This is a genomic window from Pseudomonas sp. v388 (assembly GCF_003935425.1).
Lineage (GTDB): Bacteria > Pseudomonadota > Gammaproteobacteria > Pseudomonadales > Pseudomonadaceae > Aquipseudomonas.
This window is the reverse complement of record NZ_RHQN01000006.1, coordinates 245,815-260,327: the sequence shown is the minus strand read 5'-3', so window position 1 is coordinate 260,327 and position 14,513 is coordinate 245,815. Positions and strand designations below refer to the sequence as shown.

16 protein-coding genes are annotated in these 14,513 nt (G+C 58.6%); 7 read left to right on the top strand and 9 right to left on the bottom strand.

Features of this window, described 5'->3' with window-relative positions:
* The first annotated feature begins 2 nt into the window (after positions 1-2).
* Both cydB and EGJ27_RS16075 read left to right on the top strand, forming a co-directional pair.
* Positions 3-1,010: a cytochrome d ubiquinol oxidase subunit II gene (cydB, locus tag EGJ27_RS16080; RefSeq protein ID WP_125831731.1), complete on the top strand. Its 1,008-nt coding sequence runs from the start codon at positions 3-5 to the stop codon at positions 1,008-1,010.
* A 19-nt stretch (positions 1,011-1,029) separates the two neighbouring features.
* Positions 1,030-1,200 carry a DUF2474 domain-containing protein gene (locus tag EGJ27_RS16075; RefSeq protein ID WP_125831730.1) on the top strand — a complete coding sequence of 57 codons (171 nt, stop codon included), beginning with the start codon at positions 1,030-1,032 and terminating at the stop codon, positions 1,198-1,200.
* Positions 1,201-1,263: 63 nt separating this feature from the next.
* Here EGJ27_RS16075 and EGJ27_RS16070 read toward each other — a convergent pair whose 3' ends face one another.
* Positions 1,264-2,388, bottom strand: a complete 1,125-nt coding sequence (locus EGJ27_RS16070) for a methyltransferase (RefSeq protein WP_125831729.1) — start codon at positions 2,386-2,388, stop codon at positions 1,264-1,266.
* A 141-nt stretch (positions 2,389-2,529) separates the two neighbouring features.
* Positions 2,530-2,763: a response regulator transcription factor gene (locus EGJ27_RS16065; RefSeq protein WP_125831728.1), complete on the bottom strand. Its 234-nt coding sequence runs from the start codon at positions 2,761-2,763 to the stop codon at positions 2,530-2,532.
* A 335-nt stretch (positions 2,764-3,098) separates the two neighbouring features.
* Between EGJ27_RS16065 and EGJ27_RS16060 the strand changes: the two genes are divergently transcribed.
* On the top strand, positions 3,099-3,875 hold the full coding sequence (locus tag EGJ27_RS16060; RefSeq protein WP_125831727.1) for a ferredoxin--NADP reductase: 777 nt from the start codon (positions 3,099-3,101) through the stop codon (positions 3,873-3,875).
* Between the two features lie 33 nt (positions 3,876-3,908).
* Here EGJ27_RS16060 and mscL read toward each other — a convergent pair whose 3' ends face one another.
* Entirely contained in the window at positions 3,909-4,355 is a 447-nt protein-coding gene (gene mscL, locus EGJ27_RS16055; RefSeq protein ID WP_125831726.1) for a large-conductance mechanosensitive channel protein MscL, read from the bottom strand.
* 189 nt (positions 4,356-4,544) lie between these two features.
* Between mscL and radA the strand changes: the two genes are divergently transcribed.
* Positions 4,545-5,912, top strand: coding sequence for a DNA repair protein RadA (radA, locus tag EGJ27_RS16050; RefSeq protein ID WP_125831725.1), 1,368 nt, complete (start codon positions 4,545-4,547; stop codon positions 5,910-5,912).
* A gap of 17 nt (positions 5,913-5,929) precedes the next feature.
* Here the strand turns inward: radA and EGJ27_RS16045 are convergent, their stop codons facing one another.
* Entirely contained in the window at positions 5,930-6,298 is a 369-nt protein-coding gene (locus tag EGJ27_RS16045; protein ID WP_125831724.1) for a PilZ domain-containing protein, read from the bottom strand.
* A gap of 266 nt (positions 6,299-6,564) precedes the next feature.
* On the opposite strand from EGJ27_RS16045, the gene EGJ27_RS16040 reads away from it, so the two are divergent.
* The 3 genes from EGJ27_RS16040 to yjiA all read left to right on the top strand — a co-directional run bounded on the left by EGJ27_RS16040 (position 6,565) and on the right by yjiA (position 9,940).
* Entirely contained in the window at positions 6,565-8,640 is a 2,076-nt protein-coding gene (locus EGJ27_RS16040) for a carbon starvation CstA family protein (protein WP_125831723.1), read from the top strand.
* A gap of 27 nt (positions 8,641-8,667) precedes the next feature.
* On the top strand, positions 8,668-8,865 hold the full coding sequence (locus tag EGJ27_RS16035) for a YbdD/YjiX family protein (protein ID WP_125831893.1): 198 nt from the start codon (positions 8,668-8,670) through the stop codon (positions 8,863-8,865).
* A 94-nt stretch (positions 8,866-8,959) separates the two neighbouring features.
* Positions 8,960-9,940, top strand: a complete 981-nt coding sequence (gene yjiA, locus EGJ27_RS16030; protein WP_125831722.1) for a GTPase — start codon at positions 8,960-8,962, stop codon at positions 9,938-9,940.
* 45 nt (positions 9,941-9,985) lie between these two features.
* Here the strand turns inward: yjiA and EGJ27_RS25210 are convergent, their stop codons facing one another.
* From EGJ27_RS25210 to glyA, 5 genes are all read right to left on the bottom strand, one after another.
* The gene (locus tag EGJ27_RS25210; protein WP_306085282.1) at positions 9,986-10,147 is read right to left on the bottom strand and encodes a hypothetical protein; all 162 of its coding nucleotides are present in this window, start codon (positions 10,145-10,147) and stop codon (positions 9,986-9,988) included.
* Between the two features lie 643 nt (positions 10,148-10,790).
* The gene (locus EGJ27_RS16020; RefSeq protein WP_125831721.1) at positions 10,791-11,078 is read right to left on the bottom strand and encodes a hypothetical protein; all 288 of its coding nucleotides are present in this window, start codon (positions 11,076-11,078) and stop codon (positions 10,791-10,793) included.
* Positions 11,079-11,201: 123 nt separating this feature from the next.
* A complete protein-coding gene (locus EGJ27_RS16015; RefSeq protein ID WP_125831720.1) occupies positions 11,202-11,762 on the bottom strand; it encodes a hypothetical protein in 561 nt (186 codons plus the stop codon).
* A complete protein-coding gene (locus EGJ27_RS16010) occupies positions 11,740-13,011 on the bottom strand; it encodes a PAAR domain-containing protein (RefSeq protein WP_125831719.1) in 1,272 nt (423 codons plus the stop codon). The genes EGJ27_RS16015 and EGJ27_RS16010 overlap by 23 nt, the downstream gene beginning before the upstream one ends.
* 224 nt (positions 13,012-13,235) lie before the next feature.
* Positions 13,236-14,489 carry a serine hydroxymethyltransferase gene (gene glyA / locus EGJ27_RS16005; protein WP_125831718.1) on the bottom strand — a complete coding sequence of 418 codons (1,254 nt, stop codon included), beginning with the start codon at positions 14,487-14,489 and terminating at the stop codon, positions 13,236-13,238.
* Positions 14,490-14,513 lie beyond the last annotated feature (24 nt).

Here is a 14,513-nt window from a genome sequence, read left to right as displayed (position 1 = left end):
TCATGGGTATTGATCTTCCGCTGATCTGGGCCGTCATCATCATCTTCGGCATCATGATGTATGTCGTGATGGACGGCTTCGACCTGGGTATCGGGATTCTCTTCCCGTTCATGAAAGAGAGCCATGACCGCGACGTGATGATGAACACCGTCGCGCCGGTCTGGGACGGCAACGAAACCTGGCTGGTACTGGGCGGCGCTGCGCTGTTCGGCGCTTTCCCGCTGGCCTACGCCGTGGTGCTCTCGGCGCTGTACCTGCCGCTGATTTTCATGCTCATGGGCCTGATCTTCCGCGGCGTGGCTTTCGAATTCCGCTTCAAGGCCACCGAAGCCAAGCGCCACCTGTGGGACAAGGCGTTCATTGGTGGCTCGCTGGCTGCGACCTTCTTCCAGGGCGTTGCGCTGGGGGCTTTCATCGAGGGCATTCCGGTAGAAAACCGCCAGTTCGCCGGGGGTTCGCTGGACTGGCTGGCACCGTTCCCGATGTTCTGCGGCCTGGCCCTGATCGTCGCTTACGCGCTGCTGGGTTGCACCTGGCTGATCATGAAGACCGAAGGCCCGCTGCAAAAGGCCATGCACGATCTGGCACGCCCGTTGGCGCTGGTGCTGCTGGCGGTCATCGGCATCGTGAGCCTGTGGACGCCGCTCGCTCATCCGGATATCGCGAATCGCTGGTTCAGCATGCCTAACCTGTTGTGGTTCATGCCCGTACCGATTCTGGTGCTGGTGACCATGTACGGTCTGTTCAAGGCGGTGGCGCGCAATGCTCACTACACCCCGTTTCTGTTGACGCTGCTGCTGGTCTTCCTGGGCTACAGCGGTCTTGGCATCAGCCTGTGGCCGAACATCATTCCGCCGTCGGTTTCGATCTGGGATGCCGCTGCGCCGCCGCAAAGCCAGGGCTTCATGCTGGTGGGCACGCTGTTCATCATCCCGTTCATCCTGGGCTACACCTTCTGGAGCTACTACGTGTTCCGGGGCAAGGTGACCACCGAAGACGGTTATCACTAGTTTGCAGAGGAGTTTGGCGATGTCTGGCAAGAAACCCGTACATCACGAGCCCGATCCGGCAATGAGCAAGCCGCTGTGGCAGCGGCTGGCCTGGCTGGTCGGCATATGGGCCGGCAGCGTGTTGGCGCTGTTCATCGTCGCCAGCCTGATGCGCATGTTCATGAATGCTGCGGGTCTGACCACTCACTGACCTGCTTGCGAATACCTTTTCGACCCTCCTGACGGAGGGTTTTTTTTTTGCCTGCGGGAGCGCTTATTTACGGGCTTTGAGGATCACGAACTTGGGCGTGGCCGCCACTTGCTCGACGCCGCGGAACAGGCGCGCCAGCTTGCTGTGATAACCCAGATGCCGATTGCCGACGATATACAGGGCTCCGCCGGTCACCAGCGCGGCGCGTGCCTGCAGGAACATGCGCCAGGCCAGATGGTCACCGACCACCTGTTGCTGGTGGAACGGCGGGTTGCACAGCACCACGTCCAGAGAATCCGGCTCCTGAGCGGCCAGGCCGTCGCCGGCATGAATCAGCGCCTCCCGATCGCCGAACACGGCCTGCCAGTTCTGCGCAGCGGACTGCACCGCCATGAAAGACTCATCGACCAGCGTGTAGTGAGCGTCGGGATTGTCCAGCGCGCTGGCGATGGCTAGCACTCCGTTTCCGCAGCCCAGATCGGCGACCCGCGCGGTGCCGAGATTTTTCGGCAGCCAGGGTAGAAAGGCTCGGGTGCCGATATCCAGACCTTCACGGCAGAACACGTTGGCGTGGTTGACCAGCTCGATAGCGGGCTCGTCCAGCGAATAGCGGGTCGGGTAGGGCGAGGGCAGGACTTCCCGCGGTTGCGGCGTTGCGAACAGCAGGCGCGCCTTCTTCACTGCCAGTGAGGCTTGAACCGGCCCGACGTAGGTTTCCAGCAAGTCACCCGCCGAACGCGGCAGGTGCTTGACCATGGCGGCAGCCACCACGCGGGCACCGGGTGCCAACTGGCCTTGCAGGCGAACCAGCTGTTCTTCGAGCAATGCGAGGGTCTTGGGGATGCGGATCAGTACCCAGTCGAACGGGCCGGTCAATGGCTCGCTGGCCGGGACCAGCGGCACTGCGTCGTAGGCCATGCCGTTACGCGTCAGGTTTTTCTCCAGGCCTTGGGCCGCCAGATACGAGTCGGTACTGCTGACCACTGTCGCATGTTGCGCCAGACTGGCGGCCAACGCGCCGAAACTGTCATTGAGCACCAGTACCCGGCTTTGCAATGTCAGGCCGGTTTCGGCCACGTGGCTGAGCAGATACTCATCGGCAGCGTCGAACGCTTGCAGCGGTTCGTCCTGTTGCTCGGGCTGGCGAATGAGGTCAAGTTGAGCGAACGGGCTGATGAGCAGGGGCATGGGCAGGCGAACTCTGGGCAATCGAACGTATGTCTCGCAAGCCTGATCGGCCAGGCTCGCTGAAGCCGGTGATTCTACGTACTTTTGCCTTTTGGCACCTGCCAACTTGCCGGGTGTCGCGCCGGTAAATAACGCGGTTGTTCAAAACATGCCGTGCAGGGCTGCCTGCACGACGGCTGCAGTCTTGTTGCAAACCCCCATTTTCTGAATCGCGCTGGCGATGTGGAAATGAATGGTGCGTTCCTTCAGGCAGAGAATGATGGCGATATCGCCAGCCGTCTTGCCCTCTGCGGACCACTTGAGGACTTCGATCTCTCGATGAGTGAGTGTCTTGGGTTTGAGTGAGCGTAGTGAATTGCTTTCCATGTGTTCCATGATCGCCTCCATACCTTTGATGGCGAGCCAACGTGTACTGATCCTCATGAAGAAAATAGATCGGGAATCTGATACGCAAAGCGCGTGTAGACGGATGGGCTGCCTGCAGGTTTGCACGCAAAAAGGCAGCGAATCGCTGAAAACGCCGTGCCAGTGGGGTTGGCGGCACGGCGATATGTCAGACCCTTAAGACAGGTTGATAAGTACCAGAACCAAATACTCTAACTCCGTATCGCCGCTCAAGGACAAGCCACTACAAACCAGCGGTGTTTATCGCGCGCGCTTTGCGCGAAACTGGTTCGGGACTTTCACGATTCAGGAGCCAAAGGCGCACCATGACCGTCAGCGAAGACAAGTTCACCCGTCAGACATTGCAGCGCGTTACGCCCCTGACGCCCAACCTGTTCACCCTGCGCACCACGCGTGATCCGGGTTTCCGGTTCAGGGCCGGGCAGTTCGCGCGACTGGGCGTCACCAAGGCGGACGGTACGACGGTCTGGCGTGCCTATTCCATGGTGTCGTCGCCTTACGATGAATTTCTGGAATTCTTCTCCATCGTGGTTCCGGACGGAGAATTCACCAGCGAGCTGAGTCGCTTGCGCGAGGGCGACAGCGTGCTGATCGACAAGCAGGCTTTTGGTTACCTGACGCTGGATCGCTTCACCGACGGCCGCGACCTGTGGCTGTTGTCCACAGGCACAGGCGTGGCCCCGTTCCTGTCGATTCTTCAGGACTTCGAAGCCTGGGAGAAATTCGAGCGCATCATCCTGGTCTACAGCGTGCGCGAATCCAGGGAGCTGGCTTATCAGGAACTCATCGCCGAACTGACCCGACGCGAGTATCTCGCCGAATACGCCGACAAGTTCGTGTTCGTGCCGACCGTGACCCGTGAACGGCATCCGGGGGCACTGAACGGACGCATTACCGGTCTGATCGAGAGTGGCGAGCTCGAGCGCGCGGCAGGCGTCACGCTGACGCCCGAGCACTCAAGGGTGATGCTGTGCGGCAATCCGCAGATGGTCGACGACACCCGGGCACTGCTCAAGCAGCGCGACATGCGTCTGGCCCTGTCCCGCAAGCCCGGTCAGATCGCCGTGGAAACCTACTGGTAAGCCCGCGACCGCCGAACCTTGCGGGTTGCGCCATCAGAGTGGGCGGTGAGGATCGACCACCACAGGTTCGCTCGGCTTGTGCTGCTCTTTGAGCAGGTCGCGAATCTCGCTGAGCAGAACTTCCTGCTTGGAGGGCGCGGCCGGGGCACTGGGCGCCTTGGCTTCTTCACGCTTGAGACGATTGATGGCCTTCACACCCATGAAGATCGCAAACGCGACGATCACGAAGTCGACCACGGTCTGGATGAACTTGCCGTAGGCCAGCAATACCGCCGGGGTGTCGCCTTGTGCGGCGCGCAGGGTCACAGCCAGGTCGCTGAAATCCACGCCACCGATCAACAGGCCCAACGGAGGCATGATCACATCGCCGACGAACGACGAAACGATCTTGCCGAATGCTGCGCCAATGATGATACCGACGGCCATATCGACCACGTTACCTTTGACGGCAAAGGCTTTGAATTCGCTGAGTACGCTCATGGGTCATTCCTTGTTACAGATGAGTTGATCATGTGCAGTGTAAAGCAGCGATGGCTATCGCGGCGGGCACACGTTAAATCGACCGGGTCTGGCCGGGTAAGTTTTATCGGAACGTGAAAAACCCCGTGCGACCGGGCTGAGGCAAGCGGCATCTGCGTTATCATGGCCGCTTTTGCGACTGGGGTTGTCATGGCCAAGGCCAAACGCTTGTACGGCTGCACTGAGTGCGGCGCGACTTTTCCCAAGTGGGCAGGCCAGTGCGCCGATTGCGGTGCCTGGAATACGCTTGTCGAAACCATGATCGAGGCCAATGCCCCCGCCGCGCCCAGCGGCCGCACCGGTTGGGCCGGCGCCCAGGCGCAGATCAAGACCCTGGCCGAAGTCAGCGTCGAACAGATCCCGCGTTTCTCGACCCACTCTGCCGAGCTTGACCGCGTGCTGGGCGGCGGTCTGGTGGACGGCTCGGTGGTCCTGATTGGTGGCGACCCCGGCATCGGCAAGTCGACCATTCTCTTGCAGACCCTGTGCAATATCGCCGAGCGCATGCCGGCCCTTTATGTCACCGGCGAAGAGTCCCAGCAACAGGTTGCCATGCGTGCGCGCCGCCTGGGCCTGCCCCAGGACAAACTGCGGGTGATGACTGAAACCTGCATCGAATCGATCATCGCCACGGCGCGGGTCGAGCAGCCCAAAGTGATGGTCATCGACTCGATCCAGACCATCTTCACCGAGCAGTTGCAATCGGCCCCAGGCGGCGTTTCGCAGGTCCGTGAGAGCGCGGCGTTGCTGGTGCGGTATGCCAAGCAGAGCGGCACGGCGATTTTCCTGGTCGGTCATGTCACCAAGGAAGGCGCGCTGGCCGGTCCGCGGGTGCTGGAGCACATGGTCGATACGGTGTTGTACTTCGAAGGTGAGTCCGACGGGCGTCTGCGCCTGTTGCGCGCGGTGAAGAATCGTTTCGGTGCGGTCAACGAACTGGGTGTGTTCGGCATGACCGACAAGGGGCTGAAAGAAGTCTCCAACCCATCGGCGATTTTCCTGACGCGTGCACAGGAAGAAGTCCCCGGCAGCGTGGTCATGGCGACCTGGGAAGGGACGCGGCCGATGCTGGTGGAAGTCCAGGCGTTGGTGGATGACAGTCACATGTCCAATCCACGGCGGGTGACGCTGGGCCTGGATCAGAACCGTCTGGCGATGCTGCTCGCGGTCCTGCATCGCCATGGCGGCATTCCGACTCACGATCAGGACGTTTTCCTTAACGTGGTGGGCGGGGTCAAGGTGCTGGAAACCGCGTCCGACCTGGCCTTGATGGCGGCGGTCATGTCGAGTCTGCGCAATCGACCGTTGCCGCATGACTTGCTGGTGTTCGGCGAGGTGGGCTTGTCCGGCGAAGTGCGGCCGGTGCCCAGCGGTCAGGAGCGGTTGAAGGAAGCCGCCAAGCACGGCTTCAAACGCGCCATCGTTCCCAAGGCCAACGCCCCGAAAGAAGCACCGCCGGGCTTGCAGATCATTGCCGTCACCCGCCTCGAACAAGCGCTGGATGCGTTGTTCGAGTAGGAGTGGGCGTTATTCAGCTAAACCTCAATCAGAGCCGCCAGCTCCCGGTCCAGCTCGTCGTGGTCCGCCAGGTTCAGCTCGATCAGGCGCTTGAGGTGGCTGATCGACTCCAGGCCGATGTGCAGGCAGACAAACCCCAGCTGATTGTGATCGTCGTGCATCAGTCGCGTTTCCATCTCCACATACACGTCAGGACTCAGGTAGATATCGACGAGAAACGGTTCGTCCGGGTTTCCGGTCCAGGGTTCCGGTCGCTCGATCAGCAGGCCTTTGAGTGACAGGTCCACGAGCTGCACTTTCCAGCGCCGCTCACCCTGGCTCAGTTCGGTCTTGGCGTCGAAAGCGATGCGTTTGAAGCGACGGCGATCTGCATGGGGGTCGGTCATCGAATGAACTCTCCTGGATGCGACTGCCTGCACCACGTGGCCAGGCCTGGAATCAACAGCACCTTCATGTACCGACGATAGACCTGAATGGCCTGCTCGGACAGCGCCGGACGTAACATTTATGAGCCGGGTCGGCAGGCCCCGAGCCGGGCTTTTACTTCTCTCAATACAAATCCCTCTCTAGACCAATGTGGGGGTGGCCTTTCGCTGTGACAGCGCTAAACTCCGACTGCTTGCCTTCTAGTCAACTCTGCTGGAATAAGAAAATGAAAAATAATAATAGTCTGATGCGCCATGTTCCCTGGCTCATAGTCGCAATTGTTGGGGCATGTGCCCTGGGGGTCGTGGCCCTGCGCCGCGGAGAAGCAATCAACGCCTTGTGGATCGTGGTGGCGGCGGTCGCCATCTATCTGGTCGCTTACCGTTACTACAGTCTTTTCATTGCACGACACGTCATGCAACTTGACCCGACGCGGGCAACGCCTGCCGTGGTCAACAACGATGGTCTGGACTATGTGCCGACCAACAAACACATTCTTTTCGGCCATCATTTTGCAGCCATCGCCGGCGCCGGACCATTGGTCGGCCCGGTGTTGGCAGCGCAAATGGGCTATCTGCCCGGTACGCTCTGGCTGATCGCCGGCGTGGTGCTGGCCGGCGCGGTGCAGGACTTCATGATCCTGTTCCTCTCCACACGCCGTAACGGCCGTTCGCTGGGCGACATGGTCCGTGAGGAAATGGGCCGCATTCCCGGCACCATCGCCTTGTTCGGCTGCTTCCTGATCATGATCATCATCCTGGCGGTGCTGGCGCTGATCGTGGTCAAGGCCCTGGCCGAAAGCCCGTGGGGCATGTTCACGGTCATGGCGACCATCCCGATCGCGATGTTCATGGGCGTCTACATGCGCTACATCCGTCCGGGCCGCATCGGCGAGATTTCCATCATCGGTGTCATCCTGCTGCTGGCTTCGATCTGGATCGGCGGCGCTGTGGCGGCTGACCCGAACTGGGCGCCGATGTTTACCTTCACCGGCGTGCAGATCACCTGGATGCTGGTGGGCTATGGTTTCGTGGCGGCGATGCTGCCGGTCTGGCTGCTGCTGGCGCCGCGTGACTATCTGTCGACGTTCCTGAAAATCGGCACCATCGTGGCTTTGGCCATCGGCATTCTGGTACTGGCGCCCGAGCTGAAAATGCCGGCCCTGACCCAGTTCACCGACGGTACCGGCCCGGTCTGGAAAGGCACACTGTTCCCGTTCCTGTTCATCACCATTGCCTGCGGCGCGGTCTCGGGCTTCCACGCCCTGATCTCGTCGGGCACCACGCCCAAGCTGCTGGATAACGAAGTCAACGCCCGTTACATCGGTTATGGCGGCATGTTGATGGAATCCTTCGTCGCCATCATGGCCATGGTTGCCGCTTCGGTAATCGAGCCGGGTGTCTACTTCGCCATGAACAGCCCAGCGGCAGTAGTGGGCAGCGATGTCGTGTCGGTGGCGGCGACGGTCAGCAGTTGGGGCTTCACCATTACCCCCGATCAACTGACGGCGGTTGCCAAGGATATCGGCGAAAACACTATCCTGGCCCGTGCCGGTGGTGCGCCGACCTTGGCGGTGGGTATCGCGCAAATTCTTCACCAGGCGCTGCCGGGTGAGAACACCATGGCGTTCTGGTACCACTTCGCGATTCTTTTTGAAGCGCTGTTCATCCTGACAGCGGTAGACGCCGGTACTCGCGCCGGTCGCTTCATGCTTCAGGATCTGCTGGGCAGCTTCGTGCCGGCCCTGAAACGCACCGAGTCCTGGACGGCCAACGCGATCGGCACCGGCGGTTGCGTAGCGCTGTGGGGTTACCTGCTGTACCAGGGTGTCATCGATCCGTTGGGCGGCATCAACACCTTGTGGCCGCTGTTCGGTATTTCCAACCAGATGCTGGCCGGTATCGCCCTGATGCTGGCGAGTGTGGTGCTGATCAAAATGAAGCGCCAACGTTACGTGTGGGTTACTGTGCTGCCTGCGACCTGGCTGTTGATCTGCACCGTGACGGCGGGCTTTATCAAGCTGTTCGATTCCAACCCTGCGGTCGGCTTCCTGGCCCTTGCCAAGAAATACAGCGCAGCGGCGGATGCGGGTCAGATCCTGGCTCCGGCCAAGACCATGGACCAGATGCAGCATGTGATTTTCAACGCCTACACCAACGCCGGCTTGACCGTGCTCTTCCTGTTCGTGGTGTTCAGCATCCTGTTCTACGCCTTGAAAATCGGTATCGCCGCGTGGGGCAAGAAAGAACGCACCGACAAGGAAGCACCGTTCCAGGCGATGCCACCGGCGCCAGGTGTTTAATGAAACCGTCCAGCAGAGGGTATGCCCATGTTCAATGACCTGAGTCGCCTCGGGAAATACCTCGGTCAGGCCGCACGCCTGATGGTGGGCATGCCGGACTACGACACCTACGTCGAGCACATGCAGAACACGCATCCGGACAAGCCCCTGATGACCTATGAGGAGTTCTTCCGGGAACGCCAGGAGGCGCGTTACGGCGGCAAGGCCGGGCCGAAGTGCTGCTGATCCGCTTGTACTGAGTTATCGTAGAACCCGCGCGCCGCAGGCCACCACCTGCGGCGCGTTTTCATTTCCAGCCCGGCGACCCACAGAGGACTTTATGAGCGAGCTTCAGACCATCCCCGTTACTGTCCTGACCGGCTTTCTCGGCGCTGGCAAGACCACGCTGCTGCGCCATCTGTTGAAAGCCGAGCACGGCCTGAAGATCGCGGTGATCGAGAATGAATTCAGCGATGCCGGGATCGACAGCCAGTTGCTGGGCACGGATCCGGTGCAGGTCATGACCCTGTCCAACGGCTGCGTGTGCTGCACTATTCACACCGACCTCACCAAAGCGCTGTATCTGCTGCTCGAACGCCTGGACAGCGGCGAGATCGCCTTTGACCGCCTGGTGATCGAATGCACCGGCTTGGCCGATCCTGCGCCAGTGGCGCAAACCTTCTTCATCGACGAGGAACTGCGCGAGCGCTACATCCTCGATGGCATCATCACTTTGGTCGACGCCGCCCACGCCGATACGCACCTGACTCAGACCATTGCCCAGGCGCAGATCGGCTTTGCCGACCGACTGCTGGTGAGCAAACGTGATCTGGTGGACGACGCGACCTTCGATGCCCTGAGTGCACGCCTGTCCCGCATCAACCGCCGCGCGGCTATCCGCACCGTCGACCACGGACGCATCGACCTCGCCGAACTGCTGGACGTGCGCGGCTTCAACCTCAACGCCGACCTCGGCGGCGGCATGAGCCTGCGCCCGGTTGCGCCTGCCGGCCAATCTGCCGACCGCATCACCAGCCTGGTGCTGCGCACCGACCAGCCGCTGGATATCGACAAACTCAGCGCCTTCATGAACGACCTGCTGGAAGACCACGGCAAGCAACTGCTGCGCTACAAAGGCGTACTCAACATCGCCGGCGAACCGCGCCGACTGGTGTTTCAGGGCGTGCTCAAGCTGTACGGCTTCGACTGGGATACCGAATGGGCCGAAGGCGAGCAGCGGGAAAGTGTGATCGTGTTCATTGCCGATGAATTGCCGGAAGAGAAGATTCGGGCGGGGTTTGCGCAGATGGCTGGCTCGTAACCTAGGGATGGCAGGTTGGAGCGGCTGGGGCAGTAAGCCGCTTCTTTATTGCGCTTTGCAGGCCTCCAGCTCGGCTTGTGTTTTAAGAGTCGTCTCGATGCCCGAACGATATTTGCAGTAGTCGATGACCTGCTTTCGTTCCTCCTCATCCAGTTCATTCAGCCGCTGGTCGTCGGCATCACTGTCGAAAATGTTCACGAAAGTCATTTGAAACGTGGGTGTCCTTTTTATAAAAAAATGAGCCTATTGTCTTCCGCTCAGCGTGTTTCGTAGTAGCCGGTGAACAGTAGAGCGAACAGGGCGAGCGCTGCGATAAATGTGATCTTCTTCATAGGTCTGTCAGTATAAGGGGGTAGTGGTAACACTAGTCTCTTTGGATTGCGGTCAATCCTGCGCGCATCCAGGGCTCAGTAGGTCGAGTATCATGCTAGCGGCGTTTGCATTCTTCCAGTTGTTCTTCGTTCTCCAGTCGAGTGTCTATCCCCAGTCTGTATTTGCAATAGTTAATTACGATGTTGGCTTCCACGGAGTTCAAGTTGGCGAAATTGTTGGTGTCGCCGTCTCTTGTATATAGGTTCTTGAATTTCATTTGAAGTGTCGGATATTTCTTTATAAAAAACACTGTTGATTCGTCGTGGATGCTTTGCGGCGTGTAATACCCAATGTACAGGTGTGCGGTGGCTATTAATGGCATTGCTATAAAAATTATTTTCATTCTGTAGATAATATAGTCAGTTGGCTTGAACGATCTACGCCTTCTCCGGTTACGAAGATTTTGCTAGCGATTTGGGAGTACTCATGCGCACAGAACCCGCTGCTTGTTGAGTGGTTTGGTTCCGACTGTTGTGTGTTACCAAGCTGTACAGGCCGCCAACTCATCTTCTGTTTCCAGCTTGGAGTCAATTCCCAAACGATATTTCCAATAGCTAATAACCTTTTGCCGTTGCTGGGTAGTGAGTTCGTGAAGCGGTCTCGGGTCAGTGTTGTTAGCGTGTATGTTGTAAAACTTTATTTGTAGTGTGGGGCTTTTTTTAATAAAGAAGTGGCTGTGAAGTTCCGCATCTTCAATGGAATTGTAATAGCCAGTAAATAGCCATGTGAGCGTGCCCAGCAGGAGTGCCGCGAAATATTTTTTCATGCCCTAGGTTTTTCATATGGTTTGGGTCGGAAGGTCTAATATTTTTAATGTCATTTGTCGATGTCGATGAGCTTCCAAGAAATCGCCAAAGCGATTCTGGGGCAGGAGGAAAAGTACGTATGCTCACTGCGGCTTGGGGCAGCTAAGCTTGGCTTCCTGCAGCAGCTCTTCATAGGGTTTGTGATATCTCGCATCGTAGGGGGCAGCGCTAATAAAATAAAGTTTTTTGATGTAGAGGCTGTCACTGTATCTCACTCTGAGTATCCATTGCTCTCCCTTGTATGTAGCGGAGAGTCTGAAGTAATGAGCGTCTATTTGGCTGTCTTCATTGATGTAGGTGTGTATATATTGCAAGCGTTGGTGCCAATTTTTTGTCTTTAATGTTTCATTTATGAACTCTATGGCAGCTTGCTGCTTTTGAGGGGGTGAGGTGTAGGTGTCGATTTCGATATTTTTGTTTTCTCTGAAGTCATCATCTGGAAAAGACTTAGGAGTTTTGCTTACCAAATGCCAGCGGATGCAATTATATGCCCACTCGCCAGATCTCACATATCTGTCGCCTTTGATGACTATGCCGTTGCCCCAGTCGGTGACGTAATAATTGTCGTAAGGCAAGAAAAGTAGGTATCCGAGTGTTAGCGAGAGACCTGTATATTTTTTTTTAAGCATTGGGTTTGAATTCAATTAACCCTCTAGCGGGGCCGTAAGGCGAACTGCCTGGCGCTACGGGTTTTAAAGCACCGGAACGTTGGTACGTGGAAGTAAATTTTTCTTTGCTGCCTTTTCGCTCATTCATGGCTGCACCCCACTCACCGCACCATTCTTCACCAGGCAAGCTTTTGGATGTGATTTTACAGATCTCTCCCTCCCGCCTATCCATAAAAGACCCCCAAGTATTCTTGTAGTCCGACCTCGTCACAAACGCATGAACCGGAACCTTCAGATGATTCGCCAACTTCTGCGCCAGACTTGCCTCGGACTGTGGATTCAGTTGGACCCCCCCTTCAATTTCCAGATCCTGTGGGTTACCCATGCCGGTGCGGCAGGCGAAAGAGGTGATTTTTGCGGTCGGGCTGAAGGCCGCAGGTGAGAATTGTTGGTAGTTGTGCAGCCCAAGCGACATCGTTGCCTCTTCCTCCAGCTGATAGCCAAAGGAAACATGCAAGGGGATGCCGTGGCTGAACAGGTCGAATCGGGCTACCGGATGCTTCTGGCGATCCTTGCCGCTGTTGATGTAACCGATTAGCTCATCCGCAGTGTTGATGGTCTTGAACGCAGCCTGGTAAAGATCCGCCGATTCGCGAGCGGCATCGATCATCGCCTCGCTGTAGCCAGAGTTGAATACGATCAAGGTTCGTGGTCTGGCCGGGTGTTCACGTTTGTACTCCTTCAATTGGCGAACAGCTTGCCCGATGAACATCATCTTATTGCCCGCAGCTTCGTCGTGCTGGCTGCCCGCAACCGCGATCAACTCAGGAAGATCGGCTTCAGGAGCCTGCGGGAAGGGCGCATCGCTACTCTGCACCAACGCCCCCGCATCCCGAGCCCGCTCTTCAAGCTTCGGATCACTCAGCAGCTCTGCCATGAGCTCTTCATCAACCGAGCCATCCGCCCTGACGGCCCCAAGCGTGCCGAAATTCACCACCAGTTTCGAGGTCATGAAATTCACTTCGCCGCCCACGCAGTCATGGCTGCCGTTGGTGATGGTGCCGCCGTGGCTGGTCAGGCTGCCTTTATGGGCCATAGGGCGGTCGTTGACGAGGATGTGGGGGAAGCCGGAGACGATCACTGCGCCGCAGCCGGTTATATCGCCCACACGTGCGACCGGGATGCCGTCTACAGATACGGTGCCGCCGACCGGGATGATGGGGGTGATGCCGTGGATAAGTGTTGGGCAGGAATGGAAGTCGGTCTGTCGGGCGATGGGAATCATGGTCGGCCATGCGGTAGCGAAGAGGGCTGCATCCTCGCGCTTGGGGCCGGGGGTTTATGTAGGGCGGTTCATCAGTGGCTGACGGAAAGGGCTGAGCGGGTTGTCATCGTATGCCTTTATGGCCAAAGTCGCGGGCAAGCGCGCTCCTACAAGCTCTTAGAATGCTAGAAACAGAAAAGCCCGGCACAGGGCCGGGCTTTTCAGTGCTGCGGGTGACTACGCTATCAAGCGCCGTAAACCGGCAGCTTGGCGCAGATGGCCTTGACCTTCTCACGAACGACGTCGATTACCGCTTCGTTGTTCAGGTCAGCCAGGATGTCGCAGATCCAGCCGGCCAGTTCCTTGCACTCTGCTTCCTTGAAGCCGCGAGTGGTCACAGCCGGAGTACCGAAGCGCAGGCCGGAGGTGACGAACGGGGAGCGTGGGTCGTTCGGGACGGAGTTCTTGTTCACGGTGATGAAGGCGCGGCCCAGGGCGGCGTCTGCGTCTTTACCGGAAATGTCCTGCTTGATCAGCGACAGCAGGAACAGGTGGTTTTCAGTACCGCCGGAAACCACGTCGAAACCGCGCTCGATGAACACGCCGGCCATGGCCTTGGCGTTCTTGACCACTTGTTGCTGGTACGCCTTGAACTCAGGCTGCAGCGCTTCCTTGAAGCACACGGCCTTGGCGGCGATGACGTGCTCCAGCGGGCCGCCCTGGGCGCCTGGGAATACGGCAGAGTTGAGCTTCTTCTCGATGTCGGCGTTGGCGCGCGCCAGGATCAGCCCGCCACGTGGACCGCGCAGGGTCTTGTGGGTGGTGGTGGTCACCACGTCGGCGAACGGGACCGGGTTCGGGTAGACGCCAGCGGCAACCAGACCGGCCACGTGGGCCATGTCGACGAACAGGTAGGCACCGACCTTGTCGGCGATTTCGCGGAAGCGCGGGAAGTCGAGGATCTGCGAGTAGGCAGAGAAACCCGCAACGATCATTTTCGGCTTGTGTTCAACGGCCAGGCGCTCGACTTCGTCGTAGTCGATCATGCCGTTGGCGTCGATGCCGTACTGAACGGCGTTGTACAGCTTGCCCGACGAGCTGACGCTGGCGCCGTGAGTCAAGTGGCCGCCATGCGCCAGGCTCATGCCCAGGATGGTGTCGCCGCCTTGCAGCAGGGCCAGGTAAACGGCCGAGTTGGCCTGGGAACCGGCGTGCGGCTGAACGTTGGCATAATCGGCGCCGAACAGTTCCTTGGCGCGGTCGATGGCCAGCTGCTCAACGACGTCGACGTACTCGCAACCACCGTAGTAACGCTTGCCTGGATAGCCCTCGGCGTACTTGTTGGTCAGCACGGAACCCTGAGCTTCCATGACCGCCGGGCTGGTGTAGTTTTCCGAGGCGATCAGCTCGATGTGCTCTTCCTGGCGCAGAGCTTCTTGCTCCATGGCGGCAAAAAGATCGGAGTCGTACTTCGCGAGAGTCAAATCACGGCTGAACATGGCATTCCTCAAGGGGCATGGCAG